Origin of the sequence: Plantibacter sp. Leaf314, assembly GCF_001423185.1 — a bacterium.
GTDB lineage: Bacteria > Actinomycetota > Actinomycetes > Actinomycetales > Microbacteriaceae > Plantibacter.
In genome coordinates, this window is sequence record NZ_LMOB01000001.1 from 461,393 (window position 1) to 480,881 (window position 19,489).

General features: G+C 69.7%; 22 protein-coding genes. 5 read left to right on the plus strand and 17 right to left on the minus strand.

The features are described from left to right. Window positions 1-5: 5 nt before the first annotated feature. The 13 genes from ASF68_RS02120 to ASF68_RS02180 all read right to left on the minus strand — a co-directional run bounded on the left by ASF68_RS02120 (window position 6) and on the right by ASF68_RS02180 (window position 12,437). Window positions 6-1,547 carry a cell wall metabolism sensor histidine kinase WalK gene (locus ASF68_RS02120; protein WP_056006194.1) on the minus strand — a complete coding sequence of 514 codons (1,542 nt, stop codon included), beginning with the start codon at window positions 1,545-1,547 and terminating at the stop codon, window positions 6-8. Next, the gene (locus ASF68_RS02125) at window positions 1,547-2,341 is read right to left on the minus strand and encodes a response regulator transcription factor (RefSeq protein WP_235526737.1); all 795 of its coding nucleotides are present in this window, start codon (window positions 2,339-2,341) and stop codon (window positions 1,547-1,549) included. Before ASF68_RS02125 ends, ASF68_RS02120 begins: the two co-directional genes overlap by 1 nt. Before the next feature lie 51 nt (window positions 2,342-2,392). Further along, window positions 2,393-3,358 (minus strand): hypothetical protein, encoded by a 966-nt coding sequence (locus tag ASF68_RS02130; protein WP_056006197.1) that lies wholly within the window; start codon window positions 3,356-3,358, stop codon window positions 2,393-2,395. Window positions 3,359-3,466: 108 nt separating this feature from the next. Next, window positions 3,467-4,690, minus strand: a complete 1,224-nt coding sequence (locus tag ASF68_RS02135) for an alkaline phosphatase family protein (protein WP_056006200.1) — start codon at window positions 4,688-4,690, stop codon at window positions 3,467-3,469. After that, window positions 4,687-5,580 carry a LysR family transcriptional regulator gene (locus ASF68_RS02140; protein WP_056006203.1) on the minus strand — a complete coding sequence of 298 codons (894 nt, stop codon included), beginning with the start codon at window positions 5,578-5,580 and terminating at the stop codon, window positions 4,687-4,689. Before ASF68_RS02140 ends, ASF68_RS02135 begins: the two co-directional genes overlap by 4 nt. Next, the gene (locus tag ASF68_RS02145) at window positions 5,577-6,932 is read right to left on the minus strand and encodes a cation:dicarboxylate symporter family transporter (protein WP_162239331.1); all 1,356 of its coding nucleotides are present in this window, start codon (window positions 6,930-6,932) and stop codon (window positions 5,577-5,579) included. The genes ASF68_RS02140 and ASF68_RS02145 overlap by 4 nt, the downstream gene beginning before the upstream one ends. A 357-nt stretch (window positions 6,933-7,289) precedes the next feature. Continuing rightward, window positions 7,290-8,132, minus strand: a complete 843-nt coding sequence (locus tag ASF68_RS02150) for an NAD(P)-dependent oxidoreductase (RefSeq protein ID WP_056006209.1) — start codon at window positions 8,130-8,132, stop codon at window positions 7,290-7,292. 99 nt (window positions 8,133-8,231) lie between these two features. Then, window positions 8,232-9,104, minus strand: coding sequence for a MerR family transcriptional regulator (locus ASF68_RS02155; RefSeq protein WP_056006212.1), 873 nt, complete (start codon window positions 9,102-9,104; stop codon window positions 8,232-8,234). A 111-nt stretch (window positions 9,105-9,215) separates the two neighbouring features. Continuing rightward, window positions 9,216-10,082 (minus strand): zinc-ribbon domain-containing protein, encoded by an 867-nt coding sequence (locus ASF68_RS02160; RefSeq protein ID WP_056006215.1) that lies wholly within the window; start codon window positions 10,080-10,082, stop codon window positions 9,216-9,218. A gap of 133 nt (window positions 10,083-10,215) precedes the next feature. Next, window positions 10,216-10,758 (minus strand): GNAT family N-acetyltransferase, encoded by a 543-nt coding sequence (locus tag ASF68_RS02165; protein ID WP_056006218.1) that lies wholly within the window; start codon window positions 10,756-10,758, stop codon window positions 10,216-10,218. Beyond that, the gene (locus tag ASF68_RS02170; protein WP_056006221.1) at window positions 10,755-11,204 is read right to left on the minus strand and encodes a hypothetical protein; all 450 of its coding nucleotides are present in this window, start codon (window positions 11,202-11,204) and stop codon (window positions 10,755-10,757) included. The genes ASF68_RS02165 and ASF68_RS02170 overlap by 4 nt, the downstream gene beginning before the upstream one ends. A gap of 113 nt (window positions 11,205-11,317) precedes the next feature. Then, a complete protein-coding gene (locus ASF68_RS02175) occupies window positions 11,318-12,055 on the minus strand; it encodes a hypothetical protein (RefSeq protein ID WP_157580152.1) in 738 nt (245 codons plus the stop codon). Between the two features lie 10 nt (window positions 12,056-12,065). Next, window positions 12,066-12,437, minus strand: a complete 372-nt coding sequence (locus ASF68_RS02180; protein ID WP_056011225.1) for a hypothetical protein — start codon at window positions 12,435-12,437, stop codon at window positions 12,066-12,068. 259 nt (window positions 12,438-12,696) lie between these two features. On the opposite strand from ASF68_RS02180, the gene ASF68_RS02185 reads away from it, so the two are divergent. Continuing rightward, complete coding sequence (locus tag ASF68_RS02185; protein ID WP_056006227.1) at window positions 12,697-12,969, plus strand: hypothetical protein; 273 nt, start codon at window positions 12,697-12,699, stop codon at window positions 12,967-12,969. A gap of 49 nt (window positions 12,970-13,018) precedes the next feature. Here the strand turns inward: ASF68_RS02185 and ASF68_RS02190 are convergent, their stop codons facing one another. After that, window positions 13,019-13,594: a hypothetical protein gene (locus ASF68_RS02190; RefSeq protein ID WP_056006230.1), complete on the minus strand. Its 576-nt coding sequence runs from the start codon at window positions 13,592-13,594 to the stop codon at window positions 13,019-13,021. 103 nt (window positions 13,595-13,697) lie between these two features. Here ASF68_RS02190 and ASF68_RS02195 point away from each other — a divergent pair, with 103 nt between their 5' ends. Further along, a complete protein-coding gene (locus tag ASF68_RS02195; RefSeq protein WP_056006233.1) occupies window positions 13,698-14,267 on the plus strand; it encodes a hypothetical protein in 570 nt (189 codons plus the stop codon). 89 nt (window positions 14,268-14,356) lie between these two features. Here the strand turns inward: ASF68_RS02195 and ASF68_RS02200 are convergent, their stop codons facing one another. Next, complete coding sequence (locus tag ASF68_RS02200) at window positions 14,357-14,704, minus strand: metalloregulator ArsR/SmtB family transcription factor (RefSeq protein WP_200921011.1); 348 nt, start codon at window positions 14,702-14,704, stop codon at window positions 14,357-14,359. 84 nt (window positions 14,705-14,788) lie between these two features. Here ASF68_RS02200 and ASF68_RS02205 point away from each other — a divergent pair, with 84 nt between their 5' ends. After that, window positions 14,789-16,108 carry an NAD(P)-binding domain-containing protein gene (locus tag ASF68_RS02205; protein ID WP_056006237.1) on the plus strand — a complete coding sequence of 440 codons (1,320 nt, stop codon included), beginning with the start codon at window positions 14,789-14,791 and terminating at the stop codon, window positions 16,106-16,108. A gap of 16 nt (window positions 16,109-16,124) precedes the next feature. Here the strand turns inward: ASF68_RS02205 and ASF68_RS02210 are convergent, their stop codons facing one another. Beyond that, complete coding sequence (locus ASF68_RS02210) at window positions 16,125-16,523, minus strand: low molecular weight phosphatase family protein (RefSeq protein WP_056006240.1); 399 nt, start codon at window positions 16,521-16,523, stop codon at window positions 16,125-16,127. A 22-nt stretch (window positions 16,524-16,545) separates the two neighbouring features. Then, window positions 16,546-17,220, minus strand: a complete 675-nt coding sequence (locus ASF68_RS02215; protein WP_056006244.1) for a helix-turn-helix domain-containing protein — start codon at window positions 17,218-17,220, stop codon at window positions 16,546-16,548. Between the two features lie 48 nt (window positions 17,221-17,268). Here ASF68_RS02215 and ASF68_RS02220 point away from each other — a divergent pair, with 48 nt between their 5' ends. Together ASF68_RS02220 and ASF68_RS02225 are read left to right on the plus strand one after the other, a co-directional pair. Further along, a complete protein-coding gene (locus tag ASF68_RS02220) occupies window positions 17,269-18,024 on the plus strand; it encodes an MIP/aquaporin family protein (protein ID WP_056006247.1) in 756 nt (251 codons plus the stop codon). An 11-nt stretch (window positions 18,025-18,035) separates the two neighbouring features. Beyond that, window positions 18,036-19,409: an FAD-dependent oxidoreductase gene (locus ASF68_RS02225; protein WP_056006250.1), complete on the plus strand. Its 1,374-nt coding sequence runs from the start codon at window positions 18,036-18,038 to the stop codon at window positions 19,407-19,409. Window positions 19,410-19,489 lie beyond the last annotated feature (80 nt).

The window sequence follows — 19,489 nt, forward strand, 5'->3', positions numbered from 1 at the left end:
CGGTCTCAGTCGTGGGGCGGCCGCTCGAGCGATCCGTCCACCGCTCGCTGGTCGACGACCCGAGGTGGATGCGGCACGAGGACCGAGAACCGGGTCCGGCCGGGCCGGCTCTCCACGGAGACCGTGAACCCGGACGCGTCGGCGAGTGCACTGACGATGGCCAGGCCGAGCCCGACCGTGCTGGCGTCCCGGGTGTTGCCGTCTCCCGGCGGCCTGGCCTGGGTGAACCGCTCGAAGAGGGTGGGGAGCGCCTCCTCGGGGATGCCGGGGCCGTCGTCCTCGACCGACAGGATCGTCGCGGCCTCGGCCGTCGTCAGCGAGACGGTCACGGAGGTGCCCGGTGGGGTGTGGTGGCCGGCGTTGCCGATGAGGTTCAGCAGGATCCGCCGGATCGCGTCCTCGTCGCCCAGGACCACCGCCGGATCCGGCGGGAGGGCCAGTCGCCACCGGTGCCCAGGACGCGCGGCCCTCGCATCCGAGACCGTCTCCAGGACGACCTTCGAGAGGTCGATCTCCTCGATCCGCAGCTCGGGGTCCGCATCGAGTTTCGCGAGGAGGAGGAGCTGCTCGACGAGCGTCGTCATGCGCAGCGACTCCGCTCCGATCCGGGCGAGCGCTCCGACGACGTCCCGATCGAGGCCGGGCGTCGTGATCGTGAAGTCGGCATAGCCGCGGATCGCTGCGAGCGGGTTCCGCAATTCGTGGCTCGCCTCGGCGACGAACCGCCGCATCGACTCCTCGGTCGCATGGCGCGCGTTCAGCGAGGCTTCCACGTGGGTGAGGAGCCGGTTCAGGGCTCCGGCGACGCGGCCCGCTTCTGAGTCACGGTCCTCGTCGCGCAGGGGGACGCGTTCGCCCCCGCTCACCTCACCGGACGACATGGGTGTGGCTGCGACCCGGTCGGCGACGTCGACGACGTTCTCGAGCGGCGCGAGCTCACGACGGACCAGCCGGTACCCGATGGAGGCGGCGATCGCGGCGGCGAGCAGACCGATGACGACCTCCGCCAGCATGAACGCGCGGAGGGTCGCGTTCACGTCGTCGAGCCCGCCGCCGGTGACGAAGGTCAGCTCCCGGTCGGGCTCGTCGGCCAGGGTCAGGCTGGTCCGCAAGGAGAGGAAGTCCCCGAGCTCCGGGACGCTGATCGCGGTGGTGTCGTCACCCGTCGTGCGGCGGAGGACGGCCGCGGCCTCGGCGTCCGTCAGGTCACGAGCCGAATAGTCCGGCGCGACGTAGACGGAGAAGAGGACCGTGTCCCCGTCGGCGATGACGTAGTACCCGTCCGGTGCGGCGAACAGGCCGAACGGGCCGCCGAGCGTGTCGAGGTCCTTCGCAGAGCCGACCTCGGCACTCACCCGGCCGATGGCGCTGTCGGTCGCCAGGAACACCCCGTTGGCCACCTGGGTCATGAGGTTCTGATGGAGGATCGAGACCGAGACGACCCCGATGACCCCGACCACGGCGACGATGAGGGTGCACACCAGCATCACCAGGCGGACGCGGAGGGGGAACCTCGCCGCCTTCGGTCGTGTCCGACGGAGTCGCATCAGCGCTCTCGACCCACGGTGTCCGAACGCTCGGGCGGCGCCTCGGTCGCCTCGGGCGTCGCCTCGCTGGCCGCCTGGAGGAGGTAGCCCACGCGGCGGAGGGTGTGGATCATCGGCGGACGCCCGGCATCGATCTTCTTCCGCAGGTAGGAGATGTAGAGCTCCACGATGTTCGACTCACGGCCGAAGTCGTACTCCCACACCCGATCGAGGATCTGGTGTTTGCTGAGCACCCGGTTCGCGTTCTCCATGAGGTACCGCAGGAGCGCGAACTCGGTCGCGGTGAGCGTGATGTCCGTCCCTCCCCGGGCGACGGCATGGCTGTCCTCGTTGAGGGTGAGATCGCCGACCGTCATCACGGGGGAATCGGTCTGGCTGAGCATCGGGCTTCGCCTGGCGAGGCCCCGCAGACGGGCGACGACCTCGTCGATGCTGAACGGCTTCGTCACGTAGTCGTCGCCGCCGGCCGTGATGCCCGAGATCCGATCCGACACCGAGCTGTTGGCGGTGAGGAAGAGGACGAGGGTGTCCGGCAGGTCTTCGCGGATGCGCTCGAGCACGGCGAGTCCGTCCAGATCGGGCAGGACGACGTCGAGCACCACGAGGTGCGGCCGGTGCGCCCTCGCCTGAGCGATGGCGGCCTCACCCGTCCCCGCGACGAAGACGTTCCAGCCCTGCTGTCGGAGCACGGCGGAGAGCAGGTGACGCAGGTTCGCCTCATCGTCGACGACGAGCACACGGATGCGCGCGGAGTCCGGAGATGGCGACGCCTCATACATGCTGTCAGCGTGCATCGTGCTCCTGTGCGCCAGATAAGGACGGCCGGACGCCGCCGCGCCGCGAGCCTACCGCGCGCTGGTCTGCGGCGAACTGCTCGACGGCTCCGGGGTGAAGGCGATCGCGCCGGCCGGGTCCCGGGTCAGCACGCCGGTGTAGGAGACCGTCGTGATGGGGAGCTCATCGTCGGAGAAGCGGACGCGGAAGGTCGACGTCGCGTGGTATTCGCCATCGGTCAGCGTGATCACGGGACCCGGCTCGCGGAACCACTGCGCGGTCACGGCCTCCCCCAGCGGTCCCGGCAGCGAAGCGGTCAGCTCGGTGGGGCAGGACGGCCCGACGAAGCGCTCGGCCGCACATGTAGCCTGCAGCCCCTCGACCGCGGCGGCGAGTCCCGGTTCGACATCCGCCGTGAACGCCGGCGAGAAGCTGAAGTCGGCCCGGCCCTCGTCGCCCCCGAGGTCGGGGACATAGGCGGTGAACGCGTCCTCCGTGCCGAGCAGCTTGGTGAGGCCGGTCGGATCCTCGTACCTCACGCCGTACGCACCGGGGAGGAGCTGCAGTTCAGCGCTGTCCTCGGCGAGCGGGTACTCCAGCTGGTCGTTCACGGTCACGGTCGCGGCGGACTCGATGCCGCCGATCGTGATCGGGGTGTCGCCGCGCCAGCCGGTGATCCGGAGCTCGCCGTCCTCCCGCGACACCGAGAGTTCGAGCGTGCCAGGTGCTTCGGCACCGTCGAAGGTGTACTCGACGGTCGCCCTGAATCCTCCGGAGTCGTAGCCCCTTGTCTCGACGATACGTGCGTCGGTCGGCAAGGCGTCGGATGCGCGGTAGAAGTCGTCGTCGATGAACTCCTCGGGGAAGTCGATCGTGGTCAACGCCGCGGCCTTCGTCGCCTCACCCGCTTCGAGGTGTGCGAAGAACTCCTCGACGAGCGCGGTGCTCCCGGAGTCGTCCGTGTCGATCCCCCGTGCACATCCCGTGAGCGAGACGGTGATGGCGAGCACGCCGACGAGTGCTGTGCGTTTCCTCATGGCCACACGCTACTGGTCCTGCACCGTCCTGCGGATGGGGACCGCTCCCCATCCGCCACGCCGAGCGGTCGTCCGTCCAGCGGTGGCCTCGCCGACGCGCCCGACGGATCAGGTGTTGTTGAGGACGAGGTCGTGGATGTCGCGGCTGCGCAGCACGTTCGCCGCGTAGCGTTCGGCGAGCGGTCCGGTCACCGGTCCACTGATGATGAGCGGGACGAGCTGCTCGTACCGACCACCGTGCGAGCGCAGCGCACCGTGGAGCTGCGTGAGGTCGTGGGCGGAAGCCGTCCGGCCGAGCGCGGTGTCGGCGGCGGCGGTGACGGCGAGGTCGCCGATGCGGTCGAAGGGGTGTTCGTAGATCGTGGCGGAGGCCTCCCGGTCCCACACCTCCTCGATGCCGGGGACCGCCGTCAGGGCTCGACGGGCGCGTTCGCGGTCGGCGTCGGGGAGGTAGATCCAGGCGAAAGAGCCGAGCGCCCCGTGGTGCTTGGTGTACGGGTCGGTGATCGGGAGCACGATCTCGTCGAAGGCGATGCCCGCGTCGCGCAGGGTGTCCTCGAGGTAGATGACGCGTGCTGCACCGGTGGCATCGTGCTTGCTGTTCATGCCGTGATCGGCGGTGATCGCGATCAGGCATCCGGCATCCAGGTAGTCGCCGAGGAGTCGGTCGAACTCGACGAAGAACTCGTCGGCGAGGTCCTCCCCCGGCGCGGCCGCATGCTGTACCCGGTCGGTGAGCGAGACGTAGATCAGCTTCAGTTCCGGGGTGTGCCGGAGGGCCGCCAGGCCGATGCGCATCGCGTAGTGGCTCGCTCGCGGTTCGTACACGCCGGGTGCCGGCTCGCCGACGAGCTGCTCGACGTCGTCGATGCCGTAGGCGTCGAGGCCGGCGCCGGCGGCACGTTCGACACTGACCGACGGGACACCACCGTTGCCGAGCAGCAGGCGGAGCTTGTCCTTCGTGGTCACCATGAGGGTGGGCACCCCGGCGGCCTCGAACGCCGCGTGGATGCTCGGCGCGCGAAGGAACCGTGGATCGTTCAGCAACTCGAGCGTGCCGTCGGGGAGCCGGCAGTAGTTCCCCGGGATGCCGTGGATCGCGGGCGAGACGCCGGTGACGATGGAGATGTTGTTGGGGTTGGTGAGGCTCGGCATCTCGGAGGCACCGAGCGCGTACGAGCCGCCCGCGGCGAGCATCGCCGCCAAGCGCGGCATGATGTCCCGCCTGAGGGCGTCGTCGAAGTAGCGCGGGTCACCACCGTCGACGGTGAAGACGACGACGGTGCGTTCGGGGATCGTGTAGGTGCGGTCGTTGACGGTGACGGTGCTCATGCGGAGCGGCCTTTCTTCAGGTGGTCGAGGAAGAGCTCCTCGAGGAGGGACGGGGTGCGGACTGGGCGGCTGATGAGCGAGATGGCCCGCGGAGGAACCGGGGTCGGGAATTCGACCTCGGCGACCGCGCCGGCCCGGAGGTGGACGTCGACGACGGAGCGGGACAGGCAGGTGATCCCGAGGCCGTGTGCGACCGCCGCGAGGATCGCCGAGGTGCCCGTGAGGGTGCTGTGCTGCACCGCGGGGATCTGCCAGCGGGCTGCGAGCTGCAACTGATGCTCGCGGGTCCCGGATCCTCGCTCGCGGAGGAGCAGACGCGTACCGCGCAGCATCGCCGGATCGATCCGCTGGCCGGCCAGGAGATGCTCGGGCGAGATGATGACCGCCTGCTCCTCCATCGCGATCGGCTCGCAGTAGAGTCTCGGGTCGTCGCTGACTCCCGCGATCAGGGCGAACGGGAGCGCACCGTCGATCACCTGAGCGACGATCTGCTCCGTCCGCGCGACGGTGACGTCCACATCGACGTCCGGGTGGCTCGCGAGGAAGCCGGCCAACGCCGCCGGCAGGACGTGCTCTGCAGCGGTGGTCGTGGCGCCGGCCCGCAGCAGGCCACCGACGGGCGCGTCACGTGCGCGGGCGACGCCATCGAGCACCTCGTCCGCGCTCACGAGCAGCGCGCGACCATGGTCGACGAGGGCCCGTCCCGCATCGCTGACCTGGAAGCGTCGTGCTCCCCGATCGATCAGTTGGGCGGAGACGTCCGTCTCGAGCTGACCGACGGCTGCGGAGACGGACGACTGCGCGACGTCCATGGCCCGGGCTGCCGCCGTGACCCCTCCGAGGTCGACGACGTGGATGAAGGTCTGCAGGCGTTGCAGGTTCAGCGTCACCGGGTGCTCCGCTCGGCCAGGTCGGATCCGATCACCGCAGGCGCCTCGTCCGGTTCAGAGGATGCGGGCACGTCGCGCCCGCGCATGAACGCGTTGGCCGCTCCCGGCGTGATCTCCCCCTGCCAGCGGGCGATCACCAGACCGGCGACGGCGTTGCCCAGGGAGTTCACCACGGCTCGGCACTCCGACATGAAGCGGTCGATCCCGAGGACGAGCATGGTGCCGGCGATGGGGACGAGACCGGTCGATGCGACCGTCGCGTTCAGCATCACGAAGCCACCACCGGTGACGCCGCCCGTGCCCTTGGAGGAGAGCAGCATGATGGCGAGCAGCAGCAGCTGTTGTCCCAGGTCGAGGTCGATACCGAGCGCCTGGGCGATGAACACCGTGGTGAGCGACAGGTAGATCGAGGTGCCGTCGAGGTTGAAGGAGTAGCCGGCGCTCACGCTGACACCCGCGGTGCCCTTGTCCACGCCGATGGCCTCGAGCTTGCGGATGATCCCCGGCAGGGCGACCTCGGACGACGACGCCCCGAGGGCGAGGAGGACCTCCTCGCGGAAGTACCGCAGGGTGTACAGCGGGTTCAGGCGGGCGAGCAGCAGGATGCCGCCGAGCACGATCACGATGAACAGCGCGGAGGTCCCGTAGAAGGTGACGATGAGCTTGACCAGCCCGGCGATCACGGCGGCACCGTGGGCGCCGACGGTGTACGCCATCGCCCCGAAGACACCGATCGGTGCGAGATAGGTGACGAAGCGGACGATCGTGAACAGCACCATGCCGAGTCGTTCGACACCGCGGGCGACGATCTTCGCCGGTTCGCCGACGACCGTGAGGGCGATACCGAACAGCACGGAGAAGACGAGGATCTGCAGGATCGAACCGGCTGCGAAACTCTCGACGATGTTCGACGGGATCAGCTGGGTGAAGTAGTCGGACCAGTGCAGCCCCTTCGCCGCGTCGATCCGCTCCGCGGCGTCCGCGGACACCTCGAGCGATGCGGGGTCGACGCGGAGGTCGGCGCCGGGGCGGACCACGTTGACGGCGACGAGGCCGAAGACCATGGCGATGGTCGTAACGATCTCGAAGTAGATCAACGACCGCAACGCCACCGCGCCGAGCTTGCGCAGGTCGTGGACCGCTGCGATGCCCGCGACGACCATGCAGAAGATGATCGGGCCGAGCAGCATCGTGATCAGCGCGATGAAGGCGTCGCCGACCGGCTCGAGCGACGCACCGAAGTCGGGGGCGAGGAATCCGACGACGATGCCGGCGATCATCCCGACGACCACCCAGACGTACAGGCGCTGGAACCATCGAGACCGCTTCGGTGACAACGATCGGCGAGCCACGGCTACCCCCAGAGGAAAACGCCCCGAACGGTTCGGGGCGACACCCAGATAACGGGGCCCGGAGGACATCGAAGAGGACGGGGCGCGGCTCGGGACGGAACGGGAGGTGAACGTGCCACGAACCGCTGCTGTCTCCCATCGGCTGAGGCGATGGTCCGCGGGCGTACCAGCGCCCGGACCGCTCGGACCGAACCCACCGGAATCGCGTCCGGACCGCGTCCCGCCACCCGAGACATCGGCTCAGCTCCCGGCGGGCATCGCCACCATGACGGCTGGCAGCACGGCTGCATGTCTGAGGGGCGGCTCAGCCGGCGACGATCACCAACGACGCCGGGCCGCCAATCCTCGACCCACTCGTCAGAGCGTCGCGAAGCCTGCGCGCCAGCTGGGGTGGCGGAGCGTGAAGCCCTGCGCTCGAGCGCGGTCGTTCGACACCGGCCGGCCGACATCACCCGTTCGCTCGACCGTGGGCGCCGGTGCCCCGACCGCGTGAGCGAAGACGGGCGCCCATTCGGTCCCGGGAGCGGGTTCGTCGTCCACGATGTTCCACACGCCGGTCGGCCACCCGAGGGCCTCGACGACGGCCGCCGCCGCGTCGTCGACGTGCACGAAGGAGGTCACGGTCTCCGTCGCGGGCAACGCCCCCGACCGAGCGGCTTCGGCGAACCGGCCGGCTCGCGAGTACCACGTGCCTGCGCCGTACAGCTGCCCGAAGCGCAACACCACGCTCTGCGGGAGGTCGTGGACGGCCGCCTCGAGTGCCTGCACCGCGTGGACCGTCGAGCGACGAGGCTCGGGCGCGTCCAGATCCAGCGGGTCGGTCTCGATCGCTGGGAGTGCTGAGGGCGGGTGGATCCACGAGATGCTCTGTCCGATGATCCTCCGCACGCCCGCCGCACGTGCCGCGTCGACCAGGTTCCGGGTGCCCTCGGATCGAAGCAGCGCGTTACTCGCCGAGTCCCCCGTGCCGAGGTCGGTCATGAGGTGCAGGATCGCTTCGGGTGCTGCGCGCCGGACGGCCGCAGCCGTCGCATCGCGGTCGCGGGCGTCCAGAACCACCCCTGTCGCTCCGAGCTGCTCGAGCGCGCCCAGCTTCTCGGTCGATCGTGACGTCGCGCTGACCTCATGGCCCAGTGTGAGCAACCTCGGAATCACCGCTCGGCCGAGCACGCCGGACCCGCCGGCAACCAGTACACGCATGCACCAATCCTCGCAGGCCGCCACCGGACGACCGACCGCGTCGACGACGCCGGCCCGGCCCCTCACGCCTCGCGATGGTCGATCACGGGGCGCTGCGCCTCAGGCCGTGTCGAGGACGTCGAGCTCCAGCGCCAGTTCCATGCTCCGGAGGCGTGCACGGGAAAAGTCGTAGGGCATCATCCGCACCGCCTCGGTGAGGCTCGTCGTCCCGCACGTCACGCCGGCACCGTCGTCGGGGACAGGGTGTGCTTCGTCCCATGCCTCGAACCGCTCGTCGTCCGCCTGCGCCAGGCCGGAGTCCTCGATCACCGTGCTGAGGGCGGTCTCGAAGGCGTGCCGCTCGGCCGCCACCTCCGCCACGCGGGGGTCGTCGACGGCGACCGTGTCATCGAGCGCCTGTTCGGCGGCGTCGACCCGGTCGGCCTCCTCGCGCAACTCGGGGTGGGTGGCCAGGGCGATGAAGCGCGACGCCTGGACGGACGCGCTGAGTTCGCCGAAGATCCGCTCGGTCACGAGCAGGGTGTCGAGGTCGTCCTGCCGGAGCGTCCCTTCGGGCAGATCCGCGAGGCGATCGCTCACCAGGTCGGAGAGCAGGCCCAGCCGGCTGCCCTGCGCTCGCATGCGTTGGACGGCGGTGCGCTGCAGCTCGAGTTCGGCCTGCTTGGCGACGAGAAACGCCTCCAGTCGGTCCAGGGTCCGCGTGACGTCGCCGTCCTGATCGGCGGTGTCGGACGCGGCCGCGAAGGCGTCTCGGATGTCGTCGAGGGCGATACCGGCGTCGGCCATCCGGCGGATCCACAGCAGCTGGATCATCTCCTCGTAGCCGTAGCGGCGGCGGTCGTCACTCCCCCGCTCGGGCTCCGGGAGCAGACCGATCTGGTGGTAGTGACGGATCGCTCGTGGCGTGGTGCCGACGAAGGCGGCGGCACCGCCGATCGTGACCTGGCGTGGCGGGGTGAATGACGAGAACATGGTGGTCCTTCCTCGGTGGGCGGGATATGACCACTGCACCACATGACGCTACGGCAGGTGCAACTCCGTGCCCGATCCGTCGCTGCGCCACTCCGGTCGGGCCGCCATGCTTCAGCGCAGATACGCGTCGACCAGCAGCGGGCCCCGGACGGTTCTGAGCGTCTCGACCAGCCGGTCGAGGGCCCGGCCGTTCCATGAGGTGAGCTGCAGGTCGTGCGGCCCGAGGGGTTCGAGCTTCCCGGTGCGGAGGCGGACGACCTCCCAGCCGGCGGACCGCAGCGCGCGGTCCTTCCGTCGGTCGGCCTCTTCGCGGCGACCGACGTGCTCGACACCGTGCCTGCCGATGCTGTCGTACTCGATCGCGATGCGGAGTTCCGGGAAGACCAGGTCGGGCCACACCTCGACGTGCGTGAAGAACGGGCGTTGGACGCGCACGGCGTTCATGCCGGTGGTCAGGGCCAGACGCTCGTGGACGTCCGCGCGGAGCCGGTCCTCGACGGCGGAAGCCGGCTTCGGTGCACACGCAGAGGTGAACGCCTCCCCCACCGACAGGTCCGGCGTCTTGTCACACAGCGACGCCTGACGGCGACCGCGACGCTCCCGGACGACACCGGCGCCTGCGGGTACCGGATCGGTCACCGATGCTCGCATCGGCAGGGCGACGACCCTGGACGGGTTCGCCTCGTCGGAGCACTCCGGACACCAGGCGCTCCGGCGGCGCTCCCTCCCGGGCCGCGAGCGCTGCTCCGCCGGGGTCGCGACGAAGCGGTGTCCGCGGTCGCACTGCCACTGCAGCAGGACGTCGGCCGCCGGCGGCACTTGGCTGAGGACGATCCCTGCGTTGAGATCGGCGTGGTACTGGCGCCACAGCGCGGGGAACGGTGCCCACGCGTGGCGGTAGGCGCCGACCGGATAGGGCGTCTCGAGGCCCTTCGACCATTGGCGGCGAGCCCACCACGATTCCACACGTTCCGACACGTTCCGAAGCTATGACGGACCGCCGACACCGGTGACGCTGCGGCGCCCGTGCCCGTGCCGACCCGGCTCGACGACCAGCGACGCAGCCGGAGAACGCGTTCCTCGCCGCCTGTCGGATGACGTCCGCGACCCGCTACCTCGTGAGGATGCGTTGGAACAGGCGATGGTCCTGCCATCGGCCCGCGATACGCAAGTACTCCGAGGCGAGCCCGAACTCGACGAACCCGCATCGCTTGAGGACCGTCTGCGATGCGACGTTGTGCGGCAGGGTCCCCGCCTGGATCCGGTGCAGCCGGAGGTCATCACGGGCCAGGTCGACGGCGGCTCCGACGGCGGCCGTCATGAGCCCATGACCGGCGTGGTCGGCGTCGATCCAGTACCCCAGGTTCGCGCTCTGGAAGGCGCCCCGCACGATCCCCGTGAGGTTGACCCGCCCGACGATGCGCGACGCCTCCGCGAGCACCAGTGGCAGGGCCGTCCCGGCCTCCTGATCGAGCAGGAGCTGCCGGGTGGCGGACTCCTGGCCACTCTCGGTGTAGAACGCCTCGGATCGTTCCGGATCCCACGGGGCCAGATGGTCGCGATTCTTGCGGTACGCCTCGGCGAGCGCGGCCGAGTCGTCGATCGTCACGGCGCGGAGCACCACTCCGCGGCCCAGGTCCACGTCAGAAGTCATTCCGAGATGCTAGCGCGCGGACGGTTGCGGACGACGACCATGAGCCCCCAGGCGAAGGCGATCGTGAGGCCTACGAACACGACCGCCCAGATCCACTGCCAGAGGTCGGGCCGGGCTGGCGGGTCCAGTCGGACCCCACCCGTCCCGTCGTCCACCCACGCTGTGACGGACGCTCCGACCCGCGCGTCGTCGCTGCGCACGACGGCCCGCTGCGTCCCGTTCGCCGTCGGGTAGTCGACGCTCACCGTCCGGTACTCGACCCAGTGGCGGTTGCGGCTGTTGCCTTCCATGACGCGTTCCGTGTCCTCGCCGATCACCTGCGCCGTCACCGAGGTCTGGGTGGCCGTGAGATCGGTGACGAGACGCTGCACTGCGGTGGCGCCCAGCAGTCCGGAGAACCCGGTCAGGATGACGAGGACGAGCACGGTGACCACCTGCCCGGACACGGACGGTCGCGGTCGAGCGTTCCTGGCGCCACCCGAAGCCGATTCAGCCCTCATCCATCACCTCCACCTTCAACGAACACACCGGCATGATCGCGCGCCTTTCCTCAGCCGCCTCAGCGGTCCGACGGCGCTCCTGGGCCGTGACCCGCGAAGTACCGATCGAGGGCATCGGCGTACCGGGCGGCGACCACCTCGGCCGTCTCCTCGGGAGTCGGTCTCGCGATGGATCGGCTCGACGCGTCGAGTGCACGCCGCTCGCTTTCGACGGCGTCGATCGCCCCGAGATCGGCGTTGGCGAACCAGGCGCACACGGCCAGTCCGTACCGCGTCTCCTGCTGGGCGCCGGCTTTGCGGTTCTCGCGCTGCTCCCACGTGAACAGCGAGATCAACGACCAGGGGGTGAAGCCGGGCACGTTCGGCTCGCCGTCGCCGTTCGAAGACCGAGCCCACGCCGCAACCGCAGCACCGAGCCAGATGTTCTGTCCGTCACGGATCAGGTGGGCCAAGGTCATCCCGCGCTCAGCATCGAACAGCACCTGCGTCCCGTCCCGCTCGAGGAGCAACCCCGCGCACGCCATCTGCACCGGCCCCCAGGCCTCGATCACGGCGAACCCCGCCCCGAGCAGCTCACGGGCGAGGGGCTGCAGCTCGGCCTCGATGGTCGGGATGACCAGCTCGGGGTCGTTGTGGCGGGGCGCCGGGCCCACCGGCTCGGGGAATCCGGTCGAAGCGACTCGAGGACCCGTCGCCCTCGTGCCTCCGCTACCGGCCCGCGCGGAAGATGCTGCCGACAGGCCGACCCAGGCGGCGATCCGTTGGCCGAGGCTCGGCGGACGGTTCATCTCGTTCATCGCTGACCGCTCAGACCTCGGGCGACGTGCACTGGCGCGTCGGTCGAAGTCGATCGTCACTCACGGGAAAGGACACGTCGTAGTACAGCTGCGTCGCGCGCATGTCGCCCCAGTCGTCCTTCTTCACCCGGATGCCGGTCGGCGAGACCTCTGCGATGCGGACCCGCAACCACGAGCCGTCGTCCAGGCGGAGCTCATGAGGCTCGGCGAGATAGCTCAACCCGATCTCGTCGAGGGTCTCCTCGGCCTCCATCCAGTCCACCGCCCCGGTTCTCCGGCGCCCCAGAAGGCCGATCACGATGAACCCCTCACCGTCGGGCTGCATCCAGCCCAACCGTTCGCCGTCGCCTGATCGTCGATGCTCGATCCAGTCCGCGTCCATGAGCCGAGGGTAACGCGGCGACCCGAAGCCTCGCCGGACGACGTTCCGATCGGCCAGGACGTGAGAGGCGTCGACCGGCTCGGGATCCGCGTCGATCACCGTGGCGCCTCGAACGGAGTGCCACGACCCGCTGGGAGTGTCGACCGCCGCCGGATCCGGGGCAGCGATCTACCCTGGTGGGATCACCGGGACGCCGCCGTCTTCACCGGGCCGTTCCCCGACCCCGCCCTCCCGTGACCCTCCGACGACAGGACCGACGATGACCGCCGACTCCACCATCGACCGTCTCACCGCGGTGGGCACTCGCTATATGCGGCAGCTCACCCAGGATCCCGAAGTGCGTTCGATCCCGCTCGAGGACGATGCCGGGGTGTGCGTCGTGCACACGGTTCGCGGCGGCGGCAAGATCTACGTCGCGCCGGACGAGAGCGTGCTCTTCGTGGGCTCATCGATGGACTTCGGCGCGGGCCTGACCGAGTTCCTCGCCGGTACCCGTACGCCGCGGGAGCGGTTCGTCCGCCCGACGTCCTGAGTCACCCCGCCTCGGAGCTCTCGAGCACTGCTGAGCGGTGCTCTCTCCCCTATCGCCGTGACGACGAAGCTCGACGTGACCGTGTCCCGACGCCGGCTCGCTGGAGCGCCCGGGCGATCATCCCCGAGAGCACGGCGGCGGCGACCTCACCGACGATGCGTCCGAGGAGTGTCCCCAGGACGATGGGCGCCGTGAGGTGCTCCGGCGAGAAGACCGCGAGCGAGACGCCGAAGAGCGCAGCACCGAGGATGACCGCGGCGAGCAGGTACCTGGCCTGGACTGACCGCGGACCCCGGTTCCCGCGGTCGACCTTCCCGACGACGAGGTCGATGATGGTACCGGTGAGCAGGAACGGGACGAGGATGACGACGCCCGAGGGGCTGGTCGCCGCGATGAGGAGTCCTGCGATGCCCGCGGTGACCGTCGCACTGCCGACGACGCCCGTGTACCGGCGCGCCACGAACGGGAGCACACCGTGGATGCCCGCGCCGAGCGCGTACAACGGCGGGGAGGTCGGTGCCAGCACCGCGAGGAACGTCCCCGTCGCCAGGTGGAGCAACAGGTGCACAGCCGCGAACGCAGCGCAGACGAGCAGCACCCTCGTGGACAGGCCGACCTGCTTCATCGTGTTCTCCGTTCAGATCGTCCAGCCGGCGGCTCGTCCCGGTACTCCCAGCATGCAGGACTGGCTCCGAACCCCTGTCCGACACGCGCGGCATACTGTCCTCATGAATGGTGCACCGTCCTCCTTCCCACCCCTCGTCGTCGGTTCCGACCCGGTGCGGACCGAGCGGGCGACCCGCCCCGCGTTCGTCATGGCGCTCGTGTGCGCCGGTCTGATACCGATCATCGGCGTCCTGCTGGCAGCCTTCACCGCCTCGGTCAGCGGGTTCGGGCTGGGTGCGCTGTCCGGGCTGGTGTTCATCGTCGTCTCGTGGTTCATGCTGTTCCTCGCGCTGCAGCTGGCGACCGTGCGGGGTGCACAGTCCGTGACCCGCACGGTGATGACCCTCGACGCGGCAGGCCTCAGCGGCAGCATCCAGCAGGGCGAGGTCTTCCTCCCCTGGGGTGCGGTCGAGCGCGTCTCGACGCGCTCGCGCGGCCGGTGGCGGATCCTCACCTTCCACCTCCTGCCCGGGGTGACGGCGCAGTCCCCCGGCGTCACCACCACCCTCTCGCAGGCGGCCTTCGCACGACTCGCCAAGCTGGGCTTCCAGGTCGGCGAGGTGGCGATCGACACGCCGATCGACACGCTCCTCGCCGCGTCCGGTGCGTTCACCGGTGGCCGCCTGCGCTGACCCGAGCTCAGGCAGATACCGACCGGTCGGTCCGTCGCCCACGCATCGTCACTCGACTGCGCCGAGCAGTCGGACCATCACCGCTCCGGTCACGGACGGATCGCCTGGGAGGCGCGTTCGAGGCCGTCGGTGATGACGCGGAAGTACGCCCAGCGGCCGCGCTGTTCGCGGGTCGCGAGACCAGCGTCGACGAGGATCTTCATGTGGTGCGACACCGTGGGCTGCGTCAGCCCGACGGGTTCGGTGAGGTCGCAGATGCACGCCTCACCGCCCTCGCTCGCCGCGATCAATGACAGCAGCCGGACGCGGTTCGGGTCAGCGAGCGCTTTGAAGATGTGGGCGATCCGCTCGGCTTCGTCGAGCGCGAGCACTCCGCCGGTCACAGGGGTGCAGCACGCTGTGGCGTCGGCTTCCAGGAGGGGCAGTTCGATCTGCATGGACACATTCTGACAGATCGTATTGACATGTGTCGATGTGTCGATCAGTCTCGTCGTATTGATGGTTGTCGATTGGAGTTGACGATGGTGAACGAGCTGCCCGTGATCGTGATCGGTGCCGGCCCGCAGGGTCTGGCTGCTGCAGCGCACCTGGTGGAGCGCGACGTTCCGGTGATGGTGCTCGAGGCCGGCTCCTCGGCCGCTGCGGCGGTGTCGGAATGGGGTCATGTGCGGTTGTTCTCTGGTTGGTCCGAGCTGGTCGACGCGGCGTCCGCTCGGTTGCTCACGCCGACCGGGTGGAGCGCGCCGACGACGGGGTACCCGACCGGCGCCCAATGGATCAGCTCGTACCTCGCCCCCCTCGCGGATGCCCTCGGCGAGCGGGTGCGGTTCGGTTCACGCGTCGTCGGCGTGTCTCGCCGTGGCCGCGATCGCTTGGTGGATGCCGGCCGCGCAGAGCAGCCGTTCACGGTGCACGTGGAGTCCGCAGACGGCGAGTACCGCCTCGATGCTCGGGCGGTCATCGACGCCTCGGGCACCTGGTCGACGCCGAACCCGGCCGGGGCGGACGGTCTGCCGGCACTCGGGGAACGGGCCGCGTCCGAGACGCTCAGCTACCGGATCCCCGACTTCCGGAACCGCGCCGGGTTCGAGGGCAAGCACACCGTCGTCGTGGGGTCCGGGCACTCGGCAGTCACCGCGGTCATCGCCCTCGCTCGGATCGTGCGCCGCAACCCAGACACCACGGTCACCTGGGTGCTGCGTCGGGGAACGGTCGGGAACACCTTCGGTGGCGGCGACGCTGACGAGCTGCCCGCCCGCGGCGCGCTCGGGTTGAAGGCGAAGGAACTCGTCGATGGTGGCCTCATCCGCCTCGTCACGGGCTTCCGCGTCGAGCGCGTGAGGCGTGACGGCGACCAGACCGTGTTGCTGTCGGAGGACGGCCGCGAGCTGCCCGGCGCTGATCGGGTGATCGTGCTGACCGGATTCCGGCCTGATCTGTCGTTCCTGTCGGAGTTGCGGATCGAGCTGGATGCGACGCTGCAGGCTCCGGTGCGCATCGCGGCCGAGGTCGACCCGAACCTCCACTCCTGCGGCTCGGTCGCAGCGACCGGTGCGAAGGATCTCGCGCAGCCGGAACCGGACTTCTACATCGTCGGCGCGAAGTCCTACGGGCGGGCCCCGACGTTCCTCGCGATGACCGGATACGAGCAGGTGCGCTCCGTCGTCGCCGCTCTGGCGGGCGACCAGGCTGCGGCCGAGCGGGTGGAACTGGTCCTCCCGGACACGGGCGTGTGCGGTGGGGCTGGTCTGTTCGATGCTGCTGGTGCGTCGCTGGGTGGTTCGTGCTGCGCGGTGCCGGAGCAGGTGCTGCAGATCGGTCGCGCACCAGCAAGTGCCTGACCGCTCGCTGCGGGTGCTACCGGGTGAGCAGCTCAGTGCGGATCTGCTCGGCCACGGCTTCCCGCAGCGGGCGCACGGCTTGGACGTCCCAGGCCTCGGGGTTCGGGAACGACCAGGCCAAAACCTCGCCGCGAGGGGTGGCCGGCGGGGCCAGGCCGGGTTTCATGAGCACCACGACGTCGGCCTGATCCAGGTCGGCGGCAGTGACGGCCCGTGGTACCCGGTCGGTGATGTCGAGGCCGAGCTCAGCGACGGTCGCTGCGACCGCAGGGTTCACGGCATCCGATGGGGCGAGGCCTGCTGAGGTGGCGGTGAAGCGGTCTCCGGCGAGGTGTTCGAGCAGGGCTGCGCCGAGTTGGGAGCGGCCGGCGTTGTGCTGGCAGATGAACAGGACGACGGGCTTGGGTGTGGTCATGAGGGCGCTGGGTGCTTTCTGGTCAGGAGGCGAGCAGGCGGGGAGCGAGGTCCGCGATGCGGCGCTCCAAATCGATGTAGGCGGCGTCGAACGCGGCATCCGTGCCGACGCGCACCGGGTCGGGGATCGACCAATGCAGATCGCCCGTGACGCCGATCTCCTCGTGCGCGTTGTCACACACCGTGATGACGAAATCGTCCACACCCAGCACGGTGGCGAGTGCGCTCGGCGCGCTCGACGGGAGGGCGAGCTGGTGGCGTGCGGCTGCGGCGATCGCGCCGGGCGCGATCTGTTCGGCGGGGTGTGTGCCACCGGAGGCGACGGGGATGGTGCTCTTCCGCGCCCAGAGGGCGGCGGCGAGCTGGGAGCGTGCGGAGTTCGCCGAGCACACGAACACGACCCGACTCGCTGAGGCCGCAGCTCCCGGCCCCATGCCCTCGAACCCGTCGGGGTCAAGACGGACGTAGCTGCGGCGCTTGTCACCTTCGGACGTCGCCCGGGTGATCATGCCGACGGATTCGAGCACGTTCAGGTGATGGGTGAGCAGGTTGGCCGGGGTGCCGAGCGCGACCCGGATCTCCGTCGGGGACAGGTCGCCCAGGGTAAGCAGGTCGATCATCTGCAAGCGCGTGGGATCGCTGAGCGCGGCGTGCTTTGCCGCCCGTGCTTCGACGGCTTCAGTTCGTTCGATGTTCATTGTTTCAATATTGACTGAAGTACCGTTGTGAGTCAAGATGATGCCGCCATGAACCCACCGAACCCCGCACCCACCCCGGTCCGACCGCATCTGCTGCGTCGGACGCTTGCCGAGTTCATCGGCACCGGACTCCTGGTGGCGATCGTCGTCGGCTCCGGAATCATGGCGCAGCGACTCTCCCCGGATGACGTCGGGCTGCAGTTACTGCAGAACAGTCTGACGACCGCGCTCGGGCTCGCCGTGCTCATCCTCGTCCTCGGCCCGGTCTCCGGCGCTCACTTCAACCCCGTCGTTTCATTCGTCGACTGGTGGGTGAACCGCGGCACGCCGCATGGGCTGCCGCTGCGGAACCTGCTGCCGTATCTGGTCGCGCAGATCGTCGGCGGGACCGCGGGCACGGTGCTGGCTGGGGCGATGTTCGACACCGAACCAGCGCTCTCCACGACGGACCGGGCGAGCGCCGGGACGGTGCTCGGTGAGGTCGTCGCGACCGCGGGCCTCATCCTGGTGATCTTCGCCCTGGCCCGCTCCGGGAAGAGCGCGGTGACCGCGGCCGCGGCAGGAGCCTACATCGGGGCGGCGTACTGGTTCACCAGCTCGACGTCGTTCGCGAACCCGGCCGTGACGATCGCTCGCATGTTCACCGACACCTTCGCCGGGATCGCCCCGGCCTCGGTCGGCCCGTTCCTCCTCGCGGAGCTCCTCGGCGCGACCATCGGACTCGGCCTGGTGCTCGTGCTCTACCCGACTCCCGCGCGCAGCACCCCTGCGGCCGTGGCTCCCCATCCCGCAGCTCAGCTCTGAAAGGCACCCTCATGCATCTCGCAGTAATCGGCGGTAGTGACGCCGGCATCTCCACCGCTCTCCGCGCGCGGGAACTCGACCCCTCCATGGACGTGACGGTAATCGTCGCGGACGCCTACCCGAACTTCTCCATCTGCGGCATCCCCTACTACTTCTCCCGTGAGGTCCAGCCCTGGCAGTCCCTCGCACACCGCACCCACGCCGACCTCGAGGCCACCGGCATGACCCTGCGCCTGAGCACCCTCGCGACCGGAATCGACGTCGCCGACCAGCGCCTCACCGTCCGCGACGAGCAAGGGACGGCATCGACGATCGCCTACGACGAACTCATGGTCGGCACCGGAGCCTCACCCTCCACCGCCGGCATCACGGGCCTCGACCAGCTCGGCCCTGACGACGGTGTGCACCTGCTGCACTCGATGGGCGACACCTTCGCCCTCGAGCGCTACCTCGACACCCACCAGCCGGAGACCGCGATCATCGTCGGCGCCGGGTACGTCGGTCTGGAAATGGCCGAAGCCCTCACCGTCCGCGGCCTCCAGGTCACCCAACTGCAGCGCGGCCCCGAAGTCCTCTCCACCCTCGACGCCGAGCTCGGCTCCCTCGTCCACGACGAACTCACCCGCCACGGCGTGAACGTCATCACCGACACCCGCGTGGAGCACCTCAGCAAGACGAATAGTGGTCTCACCGTGACCGGCCTGCAGGACGGCCAGCCGTTCGAGCGCAGCGCCGAGCTCGTGCTCGTCGTCGTCGGCGTCCGGCCGAACACGAGCCTGCTCACGGAGGCCGGCGCGACGACCGGACCCGGCGGCGCGGTCATGGTCGACGAGCAGATGCGCACCGGCCTGCCGCACGTCTGGGCGGCCGGCGACGGTATCGTCACCCACCACCGCCTGCTGGGCGTCACGTATCTGCCGCTCGGCACGACAGCGCACAAGCAGGGCCGGGTCGCGGGCGAGAACGCGATCGGCGGCAACGCCCGCTTCGCCGGGTCGCTCGGCACACAGGTGGTGAAGGTCTTCGACCTGGTCGCCGCTCGCACCGGTCTCCGCGACCACGAAGCCGTCTCGGTCGGGTACGCAGCGCACAGCTCCACGGCGATCGCGGACGACCACAAGGCCTATTACCCGGGCGCAACACCGATCAGCATCCGGATCACCGGAGCGACCGACAGCGGGCTACTACTCGGTGCGCAGCTCGTCGGCACCCGCGGGGCGGAAATCGCGAAACGCGTCGACACCTACGCCACCGCCCTGCACCACGGCATGACGGTCGACGCGATGAGCGACCTCGACCTGTCCTACACGCCACCACTCGGCTCCCCGTGGGACGCGGTCCAGGTCGCGACGCAGGCGTGGAGCCGCGAGGCACGGACCAGATAGTCACCGCTGCGTCCGGCTCGCAGCGCGTGTACCGGGACGTCGGAGAGGTCTCGCCGTGCAGCCTCCGCTCTAACGGATGG